Origin of the sequence: Shewanella glacialipiscicola (genome assembly GCF_023283485.1) — a bacterium.
GTDB classification, from domain to species: Bacteria; Pseudomonadota; Gammaproteobacteria; order Enterobacterales; family Shewanellaceae; genus Shewanella; species Shewanella glacialipiscicola.
Genome location: NZ_JAKILU010000020.1, coordinates 17,340 through 37,413, shown reverse-complemented (window position 1 = coordinate 37,413; position 20,074 = coordinate 17,340). Strand labels below are relative to the sequence as shown.

Here is a 20,074-nt window from a genome sequence, read left to right as displayed (position 1 = left end):
ATGAGTGCAGAAATAGTGAATTCACACATAGCGACGCCTGAAATAGCAAATTTACCGGCTGCACCGATGATGTCTGCCGTGCCAAATCCTGCACTTGCAGAGCTGCAGGATATTATACATCCCGATCCAATCGGTGCTTGGCCTTGGGCCATCGGTTATTGGTTAGTTTTAGCAATAGTGATTAGCCTCATTACACTGTTAGTTATTTGGCTAAGAAAACGCGCCCGTTACTTCGCGCCAAGAGGAGCCGCAAAACAGTTACTCAATCAGCTTGATAGACAAGCGCCCTCTTATGTCTCTGACGTCAATAGCATCCTAAAGCGCACCGCCATGAGTTACCTCAGTAGAGAAGCGATAGCGTCATTAGATGGAAAGGCTTGGGCAACTTGGCTAGACAGCTATTTACCCGCGCATAAACGCCAACGTATCGGTCCCTTGCTAACCAAACGCCATCAAGCAACGCCGCTAACATTGGATGAAGCCAATGAGTTACACGCGCTGGCACAGGCTTGGTTAGCATCAAAAGCCAAACTCAACGCCCCTGAACTTAGTCAAATTAACGTTCAAGTTATGCCTGTTGATAGTCAACAATCGGAGGCACAATGTTAACTATTGCATGGCCTTGGTTATTGATATTACTGCCGTTACCTTTGATTTTTTGGCGCCAACAAACCATACAAGTAGAGGGTGGCCGACTGCAATTACCGGGAATGAGCCAAACAGGTAAACAAAGCTTAGCGGCCAACACACGCCAGAGCCGTAAACGCTACTGGCTGATGTGGTGCTTGTTAGTGCTTGCTATCGCTCGTCCGCAATGGCTTGGGGAACCCATCGAGCTACCAAGCCAAGGCCGCGATCTGATGATGGCAGTAGATTTATCCGGCAGTATGCAGATTGAAGATATGGTGATAAATGGTAAAACCGTCGACCGATTTACTTTGATACAACACGTCGTCAGTGATTTTATTGAACGCCGCAAAGGCGACCGTATCGGCTTGATTCTATTTGCCGATCACGCCTATTTACAGGCGCCGCTCACCCAAGATAGACGTTCAGTGGCGCAATTTTTAAAAGAAGCGCAAATCGGCTTAGTCGGTAAACAAACCGCCATAGGTGAAGCCATAGCCCTAGCGGTAAAGCGTTTTGATAAAATGGACGAGAGTAATAGAGTGCTGATTTTATTGACCGACGGATCTAACAACGCGGGCAATATCGAGCCAGAACAAGCAGCGCAGATTGCCGCTAATCGTAAAGTCACCATTTACACTGTGGGTGTCGGAGCTGATGTGATGGAGCGGCGCACACTCTTTGGCCGCGAACGGGTTAACCCCTCGATGGATCTAGATGAAAACCAGCTTAAGCATATCGCTGAAGTCACCCACGGCCGTTATTTTCGCGCCCGTAACAGCCAAGAACTGGATCAAATTTACCAAGAAATCGACAAACTCGAGCCAGTGAGTCGCGACCAATTGAGCTATCGTCCGCAGGCAGACCTGTTCTATTGGCCGCTGGCTTTAGCGTTACTGACGAGCCTGTGGATTGCCTTAGGTCAATTACCATTTTTTGCTACGCGCCGAGTTAAACTCGCTGCAACGAGTTCACGGGGGAACATAAAATAATGAGCCTACATTTTATTCGTCCCGAATGGCTACTCGCCCTAGTGCCGCTGGCCTTAGTGTTACTCAGTTTATGGCGACAACACCAGAGTCACAGCGCATGGAACCGTTATATTGCGCCGCACTTAGCCAAAATATTAGTCACCCAAGGCGATAAAAAATCCCGCCATCCGCTGCATTTATTAGCCTTCACTTGGCTGATCGCGACGATTGCCCTTGCTGGGCCTGCCGTTAATAAACAATCCTTACCCGTGTTTGCCACCGAACAAGGCCGTGTATTAGTGATGGATATGTCGGTATCTATGTTTGCAACCGATGTGACGCCAAATCGCTTAACCCAAGCCAAATTTAGGGCAACAGACTTACTACGTAATCTAAAAGAAGGTGAAACAGGTTTAGTCGCTTTTGCTGGTGATGCTTTTACTATCAGTCCATTAACGCGTGATACCGGCACACTTCTCAATTTACTGCCCACATTAAGCCCTGAGATCATGCCAGTGCGCGGCTCAAACTTAGCTGCGGCGCTTACTCAAGCTAAAGCTCTATTGGCGCAAGGTGGCCATATTCACGGCGATATCATTGTCATGACCGATGGCATTACTACCGCACAATTTGATGAGGCAAACTCGGCATTAAGTGGCACGCAATATCGTCTTGCCATAATGGCTTTTGGCACCAGCCAAGGCGCGCCAATCCGTCTACCCGATGGACAATTACAACGAGACAATAGCAATGAAGTTGTGGTTGCTGCGGTAAATTTTGGCTTACTGCAAAAGCTGGTTGCAAACAATAAAGGCATCTTGATTCAGAACCGCGCCGATGGTAACGATCTCGACCAATTACAAGGTTGGTTAAGTGATGCTGGCGATGCTAAAGCAACAGAGCTTGACGGCGAAACCTGGCAAGATCTCGGCCCTTATCTGGCACTATTATTGCTGCTTCCCGCGCTGTTCAGTTTTAGGCAAGGCATCATTGCGGGTATCGGTGGCGGGTTTGTTGCCTTATTGAGCGGCCTACTATTAGCGGCTGCGCCGCAATCTGCCCATGCCAATATATGGGAAGATTTATGGCAAACCGCCGATCAACAAGCAATGCAAGCCTATCAATCACAAGATTATGCTAACGCCGCTAAGCAGTTTGAGTCACCCCAATGGCGTGCTAGTGCTCAGTATAAAGCCGGTGATTATGAGCAAGCGCTCAAAACCTTCGAGCAAGATAACTCAGCCCAAGGCCTTTACAATCAAGGCAATGCGTTGATGCAACTCGGTAAACCTGATAAAGCGAAAGAACGCTATCAAGACGCGCTTGAAAAACAGGCCGATTTCCCTGCGGCAAAAGCCAATCTTGAACTTGCTGAAAAACAATTGAAAGAACAGCAAAAACAGCAAGGTAATAACGGCCAACAGAGTAAAGAGCAAGATCAAAAAGAAGATCCGCAATCAGGTCAAGATGACGATCAACAGAATGGTTCTGAGCAAAATAAGCAAGTTCAAGCAGGGCAAGAATCCAAGAAGCAGCAGGATGATACCAATGCTGAACAAGATCATAAGCAAAGCCCTGAACAGCAAAAAGCAGATGAACAACCATCAGAACAAGATAAACAAAATAGCAATGATCAAAGTAATAAGGATAAACCTCAACCTGATAGCCAAGAAAATCAGCCAGTAGATAATGAGGCTAACATGCAGGCGCAGGCTAAAGCTGATGCAAATAACAAACAAATGCCTGAGCAAGAAAAACAAAACGTTAGTGCTAAAGATACTCCAGAGCAAAATGATCAAGATAAACAAAACATTGCTATGGATGAATCTATCGAAGCACCACCAACAAATAGCGAGCCGCTTCCACCCGAAATGCAGCGCGCACTGCGGGGCGTGAGCGAAGACCCTCAAGTATTACTGCGTAACAAAATGCAGTTGGAATATCAAAAACGCCGCCAAAATGGCCAAATATCAAAGGATAACGAACAGTGGTAATCAGACAATTTTTTATCCTGCTACTCCTTGCTATCGGAGTGGTTAATCCCGCTTTTGCACTCACTAAAATTGAGGCAACAGTTGATCGTAACCCCGTGATGTTGGGCGAATACTTTGTATTAAATATCAGTGTTGATGATGAAATAGATACCGGCAAACTCGACACTTCAGCCTTACTGAGGGACTTTATTGTCGGTCGCACCAGTGTAAGTCGCAGTACACAAATCATGAATTTTGATGCGGTTAAAGAAACCCGCTGGCAAGTGCTGCTTGCACCAAAACAAAAAGGCCAGTTGACCATTCCAGCCTTTAGTATTGGCGGCATAAACTCGGCGCCTATTCCACTACAAGTGGTCGAAACCGGTAGCCAACCCGCACAAATGAATAATTTGTTTATCGACGCCAAAGTGTCAACCGACGAAGCCTATGTCGGTCAATTGATTACCTACAAAGTAAAACTCTATCTCGCGGTAGAATTACAGCGAGGCGTATTGAGCGCACCGGTGATTGAGGGTGGGCAAATCAAACAAGTCGGTGAAGATAAGGATGGTTCAGAAATTGTCGATGGGCGTCGTTATCGCGTAATTGAGCGTACCTATGGCATTATTCCCGACTTACCGGGCCAAATTAATATTAAGGGAGCCACCTTTGCCGGCGATGTATTGGTTGAATCCCAACGCCGTGGCGGTATGTTTGGCTTTAATGAAAGTCGCCCAATGCAAGCGGGAGCGCCATCGCTCACGGTGCAAGTCAACCCTGCACCGGCCAGTTTCCAAGGTCAGTGGCTGGTTGCCGATCTTGTCGTATTAAAAGAAACATTTCCGGAGGATATTAAAGAGTTTACCGTCGGTAGCCCCATTACCCGCACGATAACGCTTTTAGCCTCAAACGCTGATGAAAATAGTTTGCCAGATATCAGCCAAGCGCTCCCTGAAGAGCTGAAGTTATATCCTGAAAAACCGCAGCGACAGACCTTTGTGCGTGAAGCGCAAATCGTGTCTCAGTACAGTGTTTCGTCGGCTATTGTCCCCAGCAAAGCGGGAACATTTACCCTGCCCGAAGTCAAAGTGCCTTGGTGGAATCCACACCTTAAACGTCAAGAAACGGCAACACTACCCGCACGAACTATCGTGGTCAAAGGTGGCAGGGTTAGCGATACGCCCACAGAGCCTACGTGGCAAGCTAACGCTACAACTGACAACGGTTGGTCTTGGGCCAGCAGCGTTTTTGCAACGCTTTGGTTAGTCACAATGATTGTTTGGCTAATCACATTTATCGCTTGGCGCCGCGCCTTAAAAAATCAAATAACCGCCCCTATTGCGCTTAACTCTGCGCCAGCCACAGCTGTAACGAGTTTACAAGGATTAGAGCAAGCCTGTGCTAGTGGCGATGTGAGCCATATAATGTTGCAGTTACAGCGCTATTTCAGCGAATTAGAACAAACGCCGATGACACTCGATAAGATTGCCGAACAATCTTTACCACTCGCACAGGCGATACAGCAACTACAACTAGCCGCCTATGGTGCAAAGGCCGATGTCAACCATACTGATAATGCAACCACAAGTACTAGCAGTGCAAATCAGCACTTAAGTGCCCAGTGCACCGCATTACTTAACGTGGTCAAAGCCTATAAACGTCAACACTCAAAACCCAAGTCAGCACCTTTAAGCCCATTAAATCCGCAATAAACCCTCAATAAAAAAATAGGTTTAATGACATAGAAGCGAGCTCAACCATGCTAAATATTCAACTAAAAGACCAAAAGGTAAAAAATGTTTACTCATTGGCGTAAGAAATCGGCTGAGCCTGCGGTCTCTTCTGACATGCTAAGTAAACAACGACGCTATAACAGCCTAGTCAAGGCACTACATGCCGATATCTTCCGTTATGCCTATTGGCTATGTGGCGATAAACACGTAGCTGAAGACATTACCCAAGAAACATTTTTACGGGCATGGAAAGCATTAGATTCACTCAAAGATGATAAAGCCGCAAAAGCATGGCTAATCACTATTCTGCGGCGTGAAAATGCCCGGCGCTTTGAGCGTAAACAGTTTGATTATTCCGATGTTGAACAAGACACCTTAGAGGACAACATCTCTAATAGCAGTGAAGAACAGACCGAGCAATATTTGATCCGTCGGCAAATCAGTCGGCTTGATATCGAATACCGCGAACCATTGTTACTGCAACTTATTGGTGGCTTTAGCGGCGATGAAATTGCCGAGCTGATGGAGCTTAATCGCAACACTGTGATGACACGTTTATTTCGGGCGAGGAGCCAATTGAAAGAATTACTTGAAAAATCACAGGTGAGAGGCCAATCCAATGGATGAGCTTAAATTTAGACGTCAAGCCTATGAAAACCCTAACAATCAAGATGCCGACTTTCTGCGTCAAGTAGATGCTAAGCCAGAAAACCCAGCGTTTGTGAATGAACTTAAAAACCTCGATGCTAAACTCTGCAATGCATTGAAGATTGGCGTACCTGAAGATTTAGCTGATAAGCTAATCCTACGCCAGCAATTGCAGCAACATTATAAACAGCGACGCCGAACCGGTTTTCTAGTGGCAATGGCAGCTTCAATTGCCTTTACTGTAGGGATAAGTTTTAGTTTATTCCGCCTTGGCCCTGTCGATTTAGCCGAGCATGCTCTGGCCCATGTCTACCATGAAGATATCGCTTTACACTTAGACCAAAATGTTGACTTTAAACAAGTTAATGCTCGATTAGCTTCTTTAAAAAACTTTGGTAATGCCAAGTTTACCCAACAACCCGGCAAAGTGTATTTCACCTCTTATTGCGATTTTCAGGGTGTAAAAAGCTTGCATCTCGTGCTTCAAGGCGAGCAAGGTAAAGTCACCTTATTTATCGTACCGCAGGAAAAACGTATGGTGCTAGATCAAACGTTTGCCGACAGCCAATATCAAGGTATAGGTTTTGAAACTGCTGACGCTTTTATTTTGCTTGTAGGTGAAGATAAATCTGATCTTAACTACGTAAAAAACGAAATAAAAAATATCTTCATTTAACCCCATCATTTTTAAATCTAATCTCCGATATCAATACGTATCGGAGGTTAGATTTTAATCACACATTTATCAGCTAATGGGCGATTGCTCAAACATCTGGTAGCATGCTCGCCACTTTTAAAAATAAAAAGATGGGAAAAGGCAAGATGACGATTGAAACCCCAATTTTAATCACATTTGTTAGCTATTTAGTATTGATGATGGGCATAGGTTTTTGGGCTTATCGTGCTACCGATACTGTTGATGATTATATTTTAGGTGGCCGAAAAATGGGCCCCGCCGTTACTGCGCTCAGTGTGGGTGCATCCGATATGTCTGGTTGGCTATTACTGGGTTTGCCCGGCGCAGTTTACTTAGGTGGTTTAGGTGAAGCGTGGATTGGCATAGGCTTAATTGTTGGCGCTTGGCTAAACTGGTTATTTGTAGCTAAACGCTTGCGCATATACACTCAGCTGGCTGATAACGCACTGACTTTACCTGATTTTTTTGAGAAACGTTTCCACGATACTCAAGGTTATCTCAAGCTCGTGTCTGCCATCACTATTTTAGTTTTTTTTACTTTCTATGCTTCTTCAGGCATGGTGGGCGGCGCGATTTTGTTTGAAAAAGTCTTTGGCCTTGATTATACCGTCGCCCTGGTTATTGGCTCAGCCATCATAGTCGGTTACACCTTTATAGGCGGTTTTTTTGCAGTGTGTTGGACGGACTTTTTCCAAGGTTGTTTAATGCTTATTGCCCTATTAATTGTGCCGTTTGCAGTGTTCACTAATCCTGAAAGTCAGGCCGGAATTGAATCAATAGATCCTACGATGCTGGCACTTGTCAGCGATAAAACCACAGTGTTCGGCATGTTGTCTTTACTTGCGTGGGGGTTAGGCTATTTTGGTCAACCACATATTTTATCGCGCTTTATGGCGATAAGCAGTGCCGATGCCCTGCCCTTATCGCGCCGTATTGCTATGAGCTGGATGATATTATCTTTGGTAGGTGCGCTAGCAACAGGGATTGCTGGCTCTATCTATTTTGCAAAAATGCCACTTGCAAACCCCGAAACGGTATTTATTCATTTAGCCCAAGCGGCCTTTAATCCTTGGATTGGCGGTTTACTTATCGCGGCTATTTTATCGGCAATTATGAGCACTATCGATTCGCAACTACTGGTTTGCTCGAGCGTTATCACCGAAGACTTCTACCGCAAGTGGCTACGCCCACAAGCGGATGATCGCGAGTTAATGATGGTAGGACGTTTAGGCGTACTCGCTATTGCTGTGATTGCTGGCGTGGTGGCACTCAATCCTGACAGTAGCGTATTGAGCTTAGTAAGCTATGCATGGGCAGGTTTTGGCGCTGCATTTGGCCCAGTGGTGTTATTGTCGTTATTTTGGAAACAATATAGCCGTAATGGCGCGATTGCCACTATCATAGTGGGCGCGTTAACCGTGGTTATTTGGAAGCAATTATCGGGTGGAATTTTTGAATTATATGAAATTCTACCAGGCTTTGTACTGGCCTCCCTTGCCGGTGTTTTAGTCAGTAAATTATCTGCGCCGAGTCCACAAGTGACCGCAGAGTTCGAACAATTTAAATCTGCACTCTAATCTAAACTCTCATTAATAATGTAAAAAGCGTACACATGTACGCTTTTTACATTTTGTAGCGTTTTAACTGACTCTCGTAATATTACAAACTGTTAACGTTAATTAAAACTTCCCATCATCCCCAAAGCCCTTGATATCAAGCCACTGGCCAGACCATTCAATCATCACACACCCAAAACCATGATCGCGACACTTTTAATTAACTGAAAATTAACATATTTTACATCTGGTCGGACTTGTTGGCGATGCATTCCATCCATAAGATGCGAAGGACTAAAAAATGGATTTCGGCACTGTACTGGGGAGTTCGGTCGAATAAAAATCCAATACTTATAAAAAATAGAGAGAATAATAGTGAAAAAATTCAACAAAACACTCGTTGCCATTTCGGTCGCATTAGCCAGTACACAAACCTTAGCTGCTGGTTTCCAACTCAACAGCCAATCCGCTACAGGCACTGGCCGTGCATTCTCTGGTGATGCCGTTATCGCCGATAATGCGTCAGTCATATCTCGTAACCCTGCGGCAATGGCCTTATTTGATAAGGATTCACTTTCTGTTGGTTTAACTTATGTCGATGTTTCAGTTGATGTAAAAGACGTGAATTTCGCTGGTGGAGCTGTTGACTTAGGCAGTATCGATGATGCCGGCAGCACTAAGGTCATTCCTAATATTTACTATATCCATCCCATCGATGACAAATTTGCCGTAGGTTTTGCCGCTTTTTCTAATTTTGGTACAGGTACCGATTCAGCCACATTGTCTAAAAATGTTGCTGCAGCCCCCTTTGATCTATTAGGTAAAACAGAAGTCACCACAATTAACTTTAATACTAGCCTTTCATACCGCATCAATGACATGTTCAGCATAGGTGCTGGTATTGATGCGGTTTACGGTGAAGGACGCTTGACCCGTGATGCTGGCTCAACACCGCTGGTTAATGTTGATGCCGATGGCTGGGCATTTGGCGGTATCCTTGGCGCAACGATTGAGTTAAATCAGGATAACCGTTTTGGTTTAAGCTACCGCTTTAGCCCAACGGTTAATGTTGAAGGCGATATCAATACTATCTCTACTGCGAATTTAGGATTGGGCGGCCCAACAACACTAGCCACCAGCTTCGATAGCTTAGATGTGCCGCTAGCCGATATCTTCCAAGTAGCAGGTTTCCATCAGCTGACGTCTCAATTTGCAGTACATTACACCGCCCAGTTCACCAAATGGGGCGATTTTGAGCAAATTACTGCTAAAGATGGCGTAGCCACCATTTTACCAGGCCAAGCTGGCGCTGGCAGTACTGTAAATGCAGGTGATGTTGCTCTAAAAAAATACCAATGGAAAGATTCATGGTTATTTAGCTTAGGTGGTACTTACACGATTAACGAACAATTTACCGTTCGCGCAGGTTACATGCATGATATGGGTGTGGTTGATGATATTAGCTCAATCTCGATTCCAGATTCAGACCGTAACTGGTTTACTGCGGGCATGAGCTACCGTGTTAACCCACAGAACAGCATCGATTTTGGTATCGCCTATGTTAAAGGTGAAGAAGTTCACTTAATTGAAAATAGCGCAATCGCCGGCCCAGTTAATGCGATTACTGAGTCAAGTGCTATGTACTACTCGGTGCAATACAGCTATCAGTTCTAAGATAAGCGCTACATCCACAAAGCCGCATTGATTGCGGCTTTTTTGTATCATTAATTTAAATTTATAGTTTAACAATAATTCAAACTGATGTTTTCCATCCTTTCATCCCGCAGGCTTTAAGCGGCGGCAATACCGAATAAACCCAGTGCATAACCTCCAGTAATTGCGTATCGTAGGCTTAGTTTATTTAATTAAGAGATTATTTTCATGGTAAAAACTAATACCCTTCCAGCCCTTTTACTCGGCGGCTTCCTCTGTGCAGGCCTAGTATATGTCGGCCAAACCGCAAGCTCAGCTTTATTACAAATGAAAGCAATGGAGCGTACCGTCACGGTAAAGGGTTTGGCAGAAAAAGAAGTTAAAGCCAATGTCGCTATCTGGCCAATCAATTTTACTGAAGTCGATAATAATCTGCCCAAACTCTACGAGACGGTTCAGAAAAAAACCGACCGTGTGGTGACATTCTTAAAAGAACAGGGCTTTAATGACAGCGAAATCACCGTCTCTTTACCGTCCATTGAAGACCGCCAAGCCCAAGGTTATGTCGACCCAAACGTGAGATACCGTTACTCCGCAAAAGTTAATTTATCGGTTTATACTCCACAAATCGATTTGATGCTTAACGCCCGTAAACAAATGATTAATTTAGTGAAAGAAGACATAGCAATAGCCAGTCAAGACTATGGTAATAGCGCTGAGTTCCTCTTCACCGACCTCAACTCAGTTAAACCTTTGATGGTGCAAGAAGCAACGCAAAATGGCCGCGAAGTCGCAGAAAAATTTGCCAAAGACTCAGATTCTCGCCTCGGTAAAATTAAAACGGCCAGTCAAGGCCAGTTCACGATTTCAGATCGCGACAGTAGCACGCCTTATATTAAACAAATTCGTATTGTCTCCACACTGAGCTATTACTTAAACGATTAGTTATATTGACTTATCGGTTGGTAACCTATTAATAATTTGGGAATAAGAGGCATATTGGTCTTATTCCTAAATTAGCCAACCGCATTACATTAATTTTTTCTAATAAATAGTGATTGCCTATTCAATGCAACTCCATTAGAATTTTCTCATGAATAACATCTGGGATAATTTTAATGATGACGTCTATTTTTCGCACTCTGTTCTTACTGCTGCTATTTTCTAGTGCTCAAGCTCAAGCAGCCTCAGTCGACACTATCGACGTTTTAAATAAACCCTATGCTAATTGGGTTACCTTAGATGCCACCATTGAAGCGGTCAAAGCGGCCACTGTGTCCGCACAAACCTCTGGCCGTATCGTCAAGCTCAACTACGATGTTAACGATATCGTCCCCGAAGGCGCTGCCCTACTTGAAATAACCAGTAAAGAACAAGGCGCTGAACTCGCGAGTTTTGAGGCCGACTTAGCCAAAGCAAAAGCCTTAAATGTTGAAGCACAGGCACAATACCAACGTTATAAAGAGTTATTTCCCCAAGGCGCTATCTCAAAGGGTGCGATGGATGAAGCCACTGCCAATGCTAAAGCAACCGCACAAGCCGTCAGTGCAGCAAAAGCACGAGTCATTAAAGCCAGCGAATCCTTAAAATATACGGTTGTTTCAGCACCATTTAGTGGCGTAGTCACTGAGCGTTTCGTCGAACTTGGCGAAACCGTGAGCCCCGGACAAGCGCTGCTGTCAGGATTTTCAGCAAGTCATATGCGCGCCATTACCCAGGTACCACAGCGTTACATCAATCAACTGAAAAATACCCCAGAATTTATCGTCCGTTTAAATGATGGCCGCGAGTTGACCTCGAGGGATCTCACTATTTTTAGCTTTGCCGATCCCGTCAGTCACAGTTACCAAGTGCGTATTAACCTGCCTAAAAATGAAGCCAATCTCCAACCCGGCACTTGGGCAAAGGCTTCTTTTAAAAATGGCGAGCGTGAAAAAATTCAACTACCACTATCAGCGCTACTCACAATGAACGAACTGAGCAGTGTTTATTTAAAACAGGGGGATGGCTTTGTACTCACGCAAGTTCGTGTGACTGAACCCTTAAATGGCGAGGTCGAAGTACTCTCGGGCCTTAAGTCAGGTGACACGGTTGCCGTTGATGCTTACCAAGTGTTGCTCAGCAAGAAGCAATAATTTTTTAGCGACGTAAGCTTTGTTGAGGTTGTTTTATGAAACATTCGCCAGTACCACAAACCACACTAGGAATTTCCGGTCGAATCGCCGCAGCCTTCCAAAATAGCGCCATCACGCCGCTATTAGCACTACTCGGGCTCTTACTGGGTTTATTCGCTATTTTGGTAACACCAAAGGAAGAAGAGCCACAAATTGACGTTACCTTTGCCGACGTATTTATCCCTTTTCCCGGCGCAACGCCTACTGAAGTTGAAAGTTTAGTCACACTGCCAGCAGAGCAGGTAATCTCCGAAATCAAAGGCATAGACACCTTATATTCATTCTCTCAGCCCGATGGCGCGCTGATCATCGTCATCTTCAAGGTAGGCGTGGCGCGAAATGACGCAATCGTGAGTCTGTACAACCAGATTTATTCCAATATGGATAAATTGCCAAAAGGCGCTGGCGTTGGCGAGCCGCTAATAAAACCCCGCGGCATCGATGATGTGCCTATTGTGAGTTTAACCTTGTGGTCTAAGGACAGACAAGTTTCTGCCGAGCAACTAACCCATGTCGCCTTAGGTTTAGAAACCGAAATTAAGCGTATTCCTGGCACCCGCGAAATCTATACTGTTGGCCAACACGAAATAGTGGCCAACATACGCATCGACCCCGCCAAGATGAACAGCTTTAATCTGACCTACGACAAGTTAAGACAAAGCCTGAATGACAATAATATGGTCTCTATGCCTGCATCCTTAGTGCAAGGCAATCAAGAGATTAAAGTACAAGCTGGGCAATTTTTACAATCTATTGATGATCTTAAGCAATTAGTCGTTAGTGTCTATCAAGGTAAACAAGGTAAACAAGGTAAACCTATACCTATTTATCTGGCAGATATTGCTGAAATTAGTTTAAAGAGTGATATCCCTAAGCAGAGCGTTTGGCATGCAGATAAAACCGATATTTATCCTGCTGTCACTATCGCTATCGGTAAACAAGCGGGGCAAAACGCCGTCGATATTGCCGATAGCGTGCTTGAACGTATTGCTAAGGTCGACAATGTGTTGATCCCCGCTAATGTTGAAGTCACAGTGTCGCGTAACTATGGCGAAACCGCGGCGGATAAATCTAACACCCTTATTTTAAAACTGATTTTTGCCACCAGCGCCGTAGTCGTATTGGTCTTTTTAACCATGGGAGCCCGCGAATCCTTAGTTGTAGGTGTGGCTATTATTATCACGCTAGCGATCACCCTTTTCGCCTCTTGGGCGTGGGGATTTACATTAAACCGCGTGTCCTTGTTCGCCTTGATTTTCTCCATCGGCATCTTGGTCGACGATGCCATAGTCGTGGTCGAAAACATCCACAGGCATATGGCGCTCGGCAAAAAATCCTTTAACGAACTTATCCCTGTGGCGGTTGATGAAGTTGGTGGCCCGACGATTCTGGCGACGTTCACCGTTATTGCGGCACTGCTACCGATGGCTTTTGTGTCAGGCTTAATGGGGCCTTACATGAGCCCTATTCCCATCAACGCCAGTATGGGCATGTTGATTTCTCTGGTGGTTGCCTTTGTCGTCACCCCTTGGCTTAGTCGTAAACTGCTGAAACACAATGACAAGCACGATAGCGCCCAAGCATCGCACGAGGATGAAGTCGAAACGAAGATGGTGCGTCTTTTCACTCACTTAATTGGCCCCTTCCTGCTGGGTAAAAATGCCCGCAAGGCAAGAGTGGGACTCGCCGCTGGCGTATTTGTATTAATTGGCATCGCTGTCGCGCTCCCCATTGGTCAGCTCGTGGTACTGAAAATGCTGCCCTTTGATAACAAGTCCGAGTTTCAAGTGATGGTGGACATGCCAGAAGGTACGCCCGTAGAGCAAACACAAAGAGTGCTACAGGATTTGAGTCGCTACCTGACTACCGTCCCCGAGGTCGAGCACCTGCAATTGTATGCGGGCACTAACGCGCCAATGAACTTTAACGGCTTAGTGCGCCATTATTTTTTACGTAACAGCCAAGAGCTTGGCGATATTCAAGTGAATCTGGTAGATAAAAAACACCGTAAGCGCGACAGCCATAGCATTGCGGTATCAGTGCGGGAAGATTTGCAAAAAATTGGCGAGCAATATCAAGCCAATATTAAAGTAGTTGAAGTACCACCTGGGCCACCAGTATGGTCGCCGCTGGTGGCCGAAGTTTATGGCCCAAGCCCCGCAATTCGCAAACAAGCCGCTTATGAAATGCAGGCATTGTTCCATGAAACCAAAGATGTGGTCGATATCGATATTTTCTTGCCCGCAGCCCAGCAAAAATGGCAAGTGATGATCGACCGCAGTAAAGCCAGCCTGATGGCCGTGCCTTACAGCAATATTGTCGATTTGATTGCCACTTCCGTTGGCGGCAAAGACGTGAGTTATTTACACCAAGCGCAGCAAAAAAAACCTGTGCCGATTCGTTTGCAACTAGAGGAAGGCGCAAAAATTGATTTAGACCAAGTGCTGAATATGAAGTTGCTTAGCCAGACGGGTCAATCTGTACCTATTTCTGAGTTAGTAACCATCAAACGCGGCACCATTGATGCACCGATTATCCATAAAAATATGATCCCGATGATCATGGTCGTCGCTGATATGTCAGGCCCACTGGACAGTCCGCTCTATGGTATGTTCGATATGGCAGGCAACATCGATGGCAAGGATGGTTTAGGGTTTGAACAACATTATATTCACCAACCCACAGGGCTCGACTCCATCGCCGTGCTTTGGGATGGCGAATGGAAAATCACCTACGAAACCTTCAGAGATATGGGCATAGCCTACGCTGTCGGCATGATCGCGATTTATCTTTTGGTGGTGGTGCAGTTTAGATCATATCTGGTGCCGCTCATCATCATGGCGCCTATCCCGTTGACGGTGATTGGGGTGATGCCAGGCCATGCACTACTCGGTGCCCAATTTACTGCCACATCTATGATAGGCATGATAGCGCTGGCGGGGATTATTGTGCGTAACTCAATATTATTGGTCGATTTTATCAATCAAGAAACCGCATCCGGCGTGCCCTTTGAGCGAGCGGTGATCCACTCCGGCGCCGTAAGGGCAAAACCCATTATGCTGACCGCTTTTGCAGCCATGATAGGCGCCTTATTCATCCTTGATGACCCTATTTTCAATGGGTTAGCTATTAGTCTGATCTTTGGTATTTTTATCTCAACCATACTGACGTTAATCGTTATTCCAGTGCTGTATTACACAACAATGAAAAATCGTATGACCCTAAATCAACCCTAAACTAACCACAACAAAGGCCGCTACCCAGACGGTCTCAAGGAGTAAAGTATGTCAATAGAACGCAGCATTATGGCTTTTGCCGGATTGATGGTGTTACTGTCGCTAGTGCTAACCGCGTATGTGCACCACAATTTTATATGGTTAACCGCATTTATTGGCGCTAACCTATTACAAAGTGCTTTTACAGGTTTTTGCCCTGCGGCCATGGTTTTACGCAAATTAGGTGTAAAATCAGAGGCTGAAATTGCCAAGCAAAGCTAACCAATACCAAGTCAGTACATAATAGTAAGGTTAGCGAATACCAGCTTGGCTACACCAAGCTGGTCTAAAACAAGTCTTCAAGGAGAGATAAAGTGATCCACAACCTTATTACACGTAGCCAAAACCTAATGCGCTTAGCTCTGTTAAGCCTATCCTCACTGATGCTAATGCCGATGATGGCAAACGCTGCAGATCAAAATCCAGCCATTGCGTGGGATAAAATTGCGACAGGCGCTATGGTGCTTGATGTCAGAACACCAAAGGAGTTTGCTGAAGGGCATATCGCCAATGCCGTCAATATTCCCTTTGAGCAAGTGGCTGAGGAATTTGCTAAGCGTGGCATCGCCAAAGACGCCCCTGTTGTGCTGTATTGTCACAGCGGCCGCCGTAGCAGTATTGCAACCAAAGCCTTAGTCGCTGCGGGATACACGCAAACCTATGATGGTGGCGGTTATTCAAGCTTAATTGAAGCGCAAAAAGCGCCAACTAAGTAATGAGCTCCAAAAAGTGAGTCTTGACGCGCTAAGGTAATACCAATCGTATTAAATATCTGTTCATTCAGCGGGAGTTCAACGCGCTTTAGATAAGGCGAAGGCTTGAAGGCATAGTGGTGCTCTGTCGAAAGCCTTAAACGCAGTATAAAGCGCGTTGCCATGCAGTTAAATCAGCCGCCCTTTGGGAGCCTCACAGGCATCCCACTCCCGTGTTGCATTGACTTAAAAGGGAATAACCATTTCTGCGTCAATGCGCCTCGGATTGAAATACCTGTGAGGCTCTGAACTGATTAGATATTTAATGTGGTTGGTATAACATTTAAAACATAATTTTAATCAGCTAGCTGCTTTACCCACCCGGTTAATGACAGACTAATAAACTAAAAGCGCCAATAGCTAATGCTGCTCACTCTTGAGTGAAGACATTCGCTATCGGCGCTTTTTAATCCGATGCGTGATTAAATATCTTTAAGGATTTCAGGTTCGATCAGCACGCTGTTTTCGCTATCCGATAGCCAAATTTGGCCTTCACTGATAGAAACCTGCAATGCCATATTACGGCCAACAAAGATTTGCATCGCCGCTACTGACTCTTCAGCAATATTCCATACTTTAAGATTTTGATAACGCTCTAACGTTTGCTGATTTTGCTTCCACCAAATAGGCACGCTGCGGCCACCATAGGTAAATAACTGCACCACTTTGGCACGGCCACTGGCCTTTCTCAGCCATTTCTCATCGGCTTGACCAAACTCAACCCAAAGATCAATTTCACCGGATAAGGTTTTATCCCACAGTTCTGGCTCGTCCTCAACGCACATGCCTTTACTAAAACTTAAGCTTTCACTGGCATTAATAATAAACGCCAATAAACGTACCATCATGCGGCCATCGGTTTCTGAAGGATGCTGGGCCAATGTTAGTTGATGATCTTGGTAATAATGTCGATCCATATCGGCAATCTGTAAATTGACCTTAAACACGGTCGCTTTGGGAGCCATAGTCATCCTAAGTGCAGAGTGAAATCCTGAAAAAGCGAAATCCTAAAATAAGGTCGCTGAGTCTACCTGAGACTCAATGTTAGCTCAAACGAACAATGGCACATTGAGTATTAAAGTGCGCCTTGGCGTAAATGTTTAGCCATAGGGAAATGTGCTTTCAACTGATTGATTTTTTGCGTATCTGCCACTAACAACATGCGTGTGCCTTGCTCATATTGTTGACTCAATTCACTAAGTACAGGTAAAAAAGCACGATTAGCATCACGGCGTACGAGTTCAGCCAGTGCATCACTCACCTCCTCTTGGCTATATACCCAATCGAGCCGTTGTAATAGCGGTATCGCCGCGAGCGGTAATAAGTCAATTTGGGTAGCATCATCGATTAACAACATTTCGCCGCGGCTGACTAAATGACCAAACGCATTGTGATAATGTTCGGCAGTGCGACTATCAAAACGGTCGCCATTAGTATCGAAAAAACGTTCCCAAAATAAGCGCCGTTTTGATGTTGAATCGAGTTTATCTTGCACTTCTACACGTCTATCGGCGACAAAATCAAATAAAGGCTTAAGTGATTGTGGCAAACTGGCCTCTAAACGTGAGCGAATGGTACGCGCAAATACCGGCGCTGCGCCCGCAGTGCTTATGGCCACCACTAAACGACCACGATCGACAATGGATGGAGTAATAAAACGGCAAAATGCAGGATTATCAACGGCATTAACCCAAATGCCCCGCGCGGTGGCTAGGGTCGCCAACTCGGCATTAAAACTGTCATTGGCGGTGGCTAAATAGACTAAATCATAGTTTTGAATATCGGCGTGGACCACTTCACGCTGGGATAGCAGAATACGGCCCGTATCGGCATAACGCTGCACTTCAGGAATAATCTCTGGGGCTATCACGTGAATATTAGCCTCGGTACGTGTTAGCAGTGCGAGCTTACGGCTGGCCACATCGCCCGCTCCTACCAGCAAGACATTTAAGTTAACTGTATCGACAAATAAGGGGAAATATTGCATTAAAATAGGATCCTAGACTCTTAATCCTGCACCACTGGCAGTTGACGTTGTATCCAGCCCTTATAACCACCCGCCATAGAACCAACACGGGTATAGCCCATAAGTTGCAAATTATGGGCCGCTAAAGCTGAGCGCGCACCACCTGCGCAGTAGAGCAAAATGGGAGTATTTTTATCAGGAAAACGCGCTTCAATATCACGCTCTAAAATACCGCGGCTTAAATGTTGAGCTTGGGGTAAATGATCCTGTAGCCACTCGCGATCCTCACGCACATCAATTAAATACCAGCTGTCATCTAATTGATAAGCTTCTATGGTCACTTCGGTTATTTTAGGCAGAATAGCATTAACAAGAGCGGAAAAGGCATTGGGGTGCTGCATCGCAGACTCCTAGGTAAGATATTGAATGATGAGAATAAAGTCAGCTTATCAACAAAGTGTAATGCGCTCATCTGGCTCAAGCAATCTTTTTGTCGCACCATTTAGCTAAGGAATTAATCAACTAAGATTACGTACTTAGACTACTACTTAGATTAATTATGGCTTTCGCTGCGCTCCGAGCTGCATTGCCAACAAAGCTCAAAACTGCCCTCATTGGTCTCATGGCACAATACACATTGCCATTGCGGACTTTCAACATCCAAGGCATTTAATTGAATTTGCGCTGAGCCATGTTGTGATTCTCTCACCCATAACTCCACATTTTGCATTCCGGTAGGGAGTTCACCTACGCCACCTAACAACGCTTCACCTCTGAGTTCAACGTGAATACCACAGGTTTCTAATAAACCTTTCCATGTGTGGGCTTGCAATAAGTTACCACCTGCCACTAATACCTTACGTTCTTCCATGGGACATCCTACGGCTACTAGTCTCTAAATAAGGGTTGCCGACATCCTACTGCTAAATAGCCGAGCGTGTCGAGTGCTGTTTTTTACATCATTCATTAATAGCGTTAACAATGACTTTCTACACAACAAACTATAATGAGATACTGATTTTGCAAGCAACATGCATCATCCACTCTAATATTTGCGTAAAAAAAACCACCCGAAGGTGGCTTTTACTCCAACTTAGCTGTTAAGGCATCATTGGCGGTTGATCTGCGCCTTCTTTCTCTATCTCAACTGGCATCATGTGTTCACGATTGATCCCCAGTTTCACGGCTAAGAAACTTGCAACATAAATAGAAGAATAAGTACCCACAAAAATCCCCATCAACAATGCAGTCGCAAAGCCATGGATCATAGTGCCACCCTTCAGGAACAAGGCCACAACCGTCACTAAAGTCGTACCTGTGGTGATAATCGTCCGGCTCATCGTTTGAGTAATAGAAACGTTGACTATTTCTTCAGGTTCGCTCTTGCGCATCTTAAGGAAGTTTTCACGGATACGGTCAAATACCACGATAGTATCGTTAAGTGAATAACCTACAACCGTCAATAGACCCGCTAAAACGGTCAAATCGAATTCCAATTGGAATGCCGAAAATACCCCTAAGGTTACAATCACGTCGTGTGCGAGAGCTGCCACAGAACCAAAAGCTAAGCGCCATTCAAAACGAAATGACACATAGATCATGATACAAATCAGCGCGACTAATACCGCTAAAGCACCTTGTTCAGCCAGTTCTTTACCCACTTGTGGGCCAACAAACTCAACACGCTTTTGCTGTACTTGTGGATCAACTTTCTGTGCGGCTTCCATGACGGATTTAACTTGCACATCACTTTTAACGCCCTCTTTCACCTGTAAACGTACTAAGACGTCACGGCTAGAACCGAAGTTTTGCACAATGGCGCCTTCAGAATCAGGCGTTGTCAGTTGCACACGCAGTGCGTTTAAATCAACAGGCTGAGTAAACTCCATTTCAACGACGGTGCCGCCAGTGAAATCAAGCCCCCAGTTAACACCATTTACAGCAAGCGATACCAGCGATGCCAGCACCAATACAGCCGACATAATACTGATAGGCAATGCATGACGGAGGAAGTTTACCGTATGTTTTAAAGATAAAATTTCAATCATT

Annotated in this window: 19 protein-coding genes; 13 read left to right on the top strand and 6 right to left on the bottom strand. The window is 45.2% G+C overall.

From position 1 onward, the window contains the following. The 13 genes from L2717_RS14075 (at position 1) to L2717_RS14015 (ending at position 16,023) form a co-directional block, all read left to right on the top strand. Positions 1-609 (top strand): DUF4381 domain-containing protein, encoded by a 609-nt coding sequence (locus L2717_RS14075; protein ID WP_220774134.1) that lies wholly within the window; start codon positions 1-3, stop codon positions 607-609. Further along, complete coding sequence (locus tag L2717_RS14070; protein ID WP_220774132.1) at positions 603-1,619, top strand: vWA domain-containing protein; 1,017 nt, start codon at positions 603-605, stop codon at positions 1,617-1,619. The genes L2717_RS14075 and L2717_RS14070 overlap by 7 nt, the downstream gene beginning before the upstream one ends. Continuing rightward, on the top strand, positions 1,619-3,592 hold the full coding sequence (locus L2717_RS14065; protein ID WP_220774131.1) for a vWA domain-containing protein: 1,974 nt from the start codon (positions 1,619-1,621) through the stop codon (positions 3,590-3,592). The genes L2717_RS14070 and L2717_RS14065 overlap by 1 nt, the downstream gene beginning before the upstream one ends. After that, positions 3,586-5,283 (top strand): BatD family protein, encoded by a 1,698-nt coding sequence (locus L2717_RS14060; RefSeq protein WP_220774130.1) that lies wholly within the window; start codon positions 3,586-3,588, stop codon positions 5,281-5,283. The genes L2717_RS14065 and L2717_RS14060 overlap by 7 nt, the downstream gene beginning before the upstream one ends. 84 nt (positions 5,284-5,367) lie before the next feature. Next, the gene (locus tag L2717_RS14055) at positions 5,368-5,931 is read left to right on the top strand and encodes a sigma-70 family RNA polymerase sigma factor (RefSeq protein WP_220774129.1); all 564 of its coding nucleotides are present in this window, start codon (positions 5,368-5,370) and stop codon (positions 5,929-5,931) included. Beyond that, entirely contained in the window at positions 5,924-6,628 is a 705-nt protein-coding gene (locus L2717_RS14050) for a DUF3379 domain-containing protein (RefSeq protein ID WP_220774128.1), read from the top strand. The genes L2717_RS14055 and L2717_RS14050 overlap by 8 nt, the downstream gene beginning before the upstream one ends. Positions 6,629-6,774: 146 nt before the next feature. Further along, positions 6,775-8,226 (top strand): sodium/proline symporter PutP, encoded by a 1,452-nt coding sequence (gene putP, locus L2717_RS14045; RefSeq protein WP_220774127.1) that lies wholly within the window; start codon positions 6,775-6,777, stop codon positions 8,224-8,226. A 354-nt stretch (positions 8,227-8,580) separates the two neighbouring features. After that, on the top strand, positions 8,581-9,879 hold the full coding sequence (locus L2717_RS14040; protein ID WP_220775165.1) for an OmpP1/FadL family transporter: 1,299 nt from the start codon (positions 8,581-8,583) through the stop codon (positions 9,877-9,879). A gap of 207 nt (positions 9,880-10,086) precedes the next feature. Beyond that, positions 10,087-10,803: an SIMPL domain-containing protein gene (locus tag L2717_RS14035; RefSeq protein ID WP_248938077.1), complete on the top strand. Its 717-nt coding sequence runs from the start codon at positions 10,087-10,089 to the stop codon at positions 10,801-10,803. A gap of 176 nt (positions 10,804-10,979) precedes the next feature. After that, on the top strand, positions 10,980-11,993 hold the full coding sequence (locus L2717_RS14030; RefSeq protein ID WP_220772498.1) for an efflux RND transporter periplasmic adaptor subunit: 1,014 nt from the start codon (positions 10,980-10,982) through the stop codon (positions 11,991-11,993). A gap of 35 nt (positions 11,994-12,028) precedes the next feature. Next, on the top strand, positions 12,029-15,268 hold the full coding sequence (locus L2717_RS14025; RefSeq protein ID WP_220772433.1) for an efflux RND transporter permease subunit: 3,240 nt from the start codon (positions 12,029-12,031) through the stop codon (positions 15,266-15,268). Positions 15,269-15,316: 48 nt separating this feature from the next. Then, complete coding sequence (locus tag L2717_RS14020) at positions 15,317-15,529, top strand: YgaP family membrane protein (protein ID WP_220772435.1); 213 nt, start codon at positions 15,317-15,319, stop codon at positions 15,527-15,529. A gap of 92 nt (positions 15,530-15,621) precedes the next feature. Beyond that, entirely contained in the window at positions 15,622-16,023 is a 402-nt protein-coding gene (locus L2717_RS14015) for a rhodanese-like domain-containing protein (protein WP_220772437.1), read from the top strand. Here the strand turns inward: L2717_RS14015 and L2717_RS14010 are convergent. The 6 genes from L2717_RS14010 to secF form a co-directional block, all read right to left on the bottom strand. Next, the gene (locus L2717_RS14010; protein WP_246611718.1) at positions 15,981-16,184 is read right to left on the bottom strand and encodes a hypothetical protein; all 204 of its coding nucleotides are present in this window, start codon (positions 16,182-16,184) and stop codon (positions 15,981-15,983) included. The two genes, L2717_RS14015 and L2717_RS14010, sit on opposite strands and share 43 nt — an antisense overlap. Positions 16,185-16,481: 297 nt before the next feature. Continuing rightward, positions 16,482-17,024 (bottom strand): YaeQ family protein, encoded by a 543-nt coding sequence (locus tag L2717_RS14005; RefSeq protein WP_076498087.1) that lies wholly within the window; start codon positions 17,022-17,024, stop codon positions 16,482-16,484. Between the two features lie 110 nt (positions 17,025-17,134). After that, a complete protein-coding gene (locus L2717_RS14000) occupies positions 17,135-18,046 on the bottom strand; it encodes a precorrin-2 dehydrogenase/sirohydrochlorin ferrochelatase family protein (protein WP_220774398.1) in 912 nt (303 codons plus the stop codon). 20 nt (positions 18,047-18,066) lie between these two features. After that, positions 18,067-18,426, bottom strand: coding sequence for a rhodanese-like domain-containing protein (locus L2717_RS13995; RefSeq protein ID WP_220774399.1), 360 nt, complete (start codon positions 18,424-18,426; stop codon positions 18,067-18,069). A 152-nt stretch (positions 18,427-18,578) separates the two neighbouring features. Further along, positions 18,579-18,896, bottom strand: a complete 318-nt coding sequence (locus L2717_RS13990; RefSeq protein ID WP_220774400.1) for a putative signal transducing protein — start codon at positions 18,894-18,896, stop codon at positions 18,579-18,581. A gap of 229 nt (positions 18,897-19,125) precedes the next feature. Further along, positions 19,126-20,073: a protein translocase subunit SecF gene (gene secF / locus L2717_RS13985; RefSeq protein ID WP_220774401.1), complete on the bottom strand. Its 948-nt coding sequence runs from the start codon at positions 20,071-20,073 to the stop codon at positions 19,126-19,128. Position 20,074 lies beyond the last annotated feature (1 nt).

Bases quoted from the DNA above. Each gene is read 5' to 3' on its own strand.
- L2717_RS14075 (WP_220774134.1), top strand. From the start codon at position 1: ATGAGTGCAGAAATAGTGAATTCACACATAGCGACGCCTGAAATAGCA.
- L2717_RS14070 (WP_220774132.1), top strand. From the start codon at position 603: ATGTTAACTATTGCATGGCCTTGGTTATTGATATTACTGCCGTTACCT.
- L2717_RS14065 (WP_220774131.1), top strand. From the start codon at position 1,619: ATGAGCCTACATTTTATTCGTCCCGAATGGCTACTCGCCCTAGTGCCG.
- L2717_RS14055 (WP_220774129.1), top strand. From the start codon at position 5,368: ATGTTTACTCATTGGCGTAAGAAATCGGCTGAGCCTGCGGTCTCTTCT.
- L2717_RS14050 (WP_220774128.1), top strand. From the start codon at position 5,924: ATGGATGAGCTTAAATTTAGACGTCAAGCCTATGAAAACCCTAACAAT.
- putP (WP_220774127.1), top strand. From the start codon at position 6,775: ATGACGATTGAAACCCCAATTTTAATCACATTTGTTAGCTATTTAGTA.
- L2717_RS14035 (WP_248938077.1), top strand. From the start codon at position 10,087: ATGGTAAAAACTAATACCCTTCCAGCCCTTTTACTCGGCGGCTTCCTC.
- L2717_RS14030 (WP_220772498.1), top strand. From the start codon at position 10,980: ATGACGTCTATTTTTCGCACTCTGTTCTTACTGCTGCTATTTTCTAGT.
- L2717_RS14025 (WP_220772433.1), top strand. From the start codon at position 12,029: ATGAAACATTCGCCAGTACCACAAACCACACTAGGAATTTCCGGTCGA.
- L2717_RS14020 (WP_220772435.1), top strand. From the start codon at position 15,317: ATGTCAATAGAACGCAGCATTATGGCTTTTGCCGGATTGATGGTGTTA.
- L2717_RS14010 (WP_246611718.1), bottom strand. From the start codon at position 16,184: ATGGCAACGCGCTTTATACTGCGTTTAAGGCTTTCGACAGAGCACCAC.
- L2717_RS14005 (WP_076498087.1), bottom strand. From the start codon at position 17,024: ATGGCTCCCAAAGCGACCGTGTTTAAGGTCAATTTACAGATTGCCGAT.
- L2717_RS14000 (WP_220774398.1), bottom strand. From the start codon at position 18,046: ATGCAATATTTCCCCTTATTTGTCGATACAGTTAACTTAAATGTCTTG.
- L2717_RS13995 (WP_220774399.1), bottom strand. From the start codon at position 18,426: ATGCAGCACCCCAATGCCTTTTCCGCTCTTGTTAATGCTATTCTGCCT.
- L2717_RS13990 (WP_220774400.1), bottom strand. From the start codon at position 18,896: ATGGAAGAACGTAAGGTATTAGTGGCAGGTGGTAACTTATTGCAAGCC.
- secF (WP_220774401.1), bottom strand. From the start codon at position 20,073: ATGATTGAAATTTTATCTTTAAAACATACGGTAAACTTCCTCCGTCAT.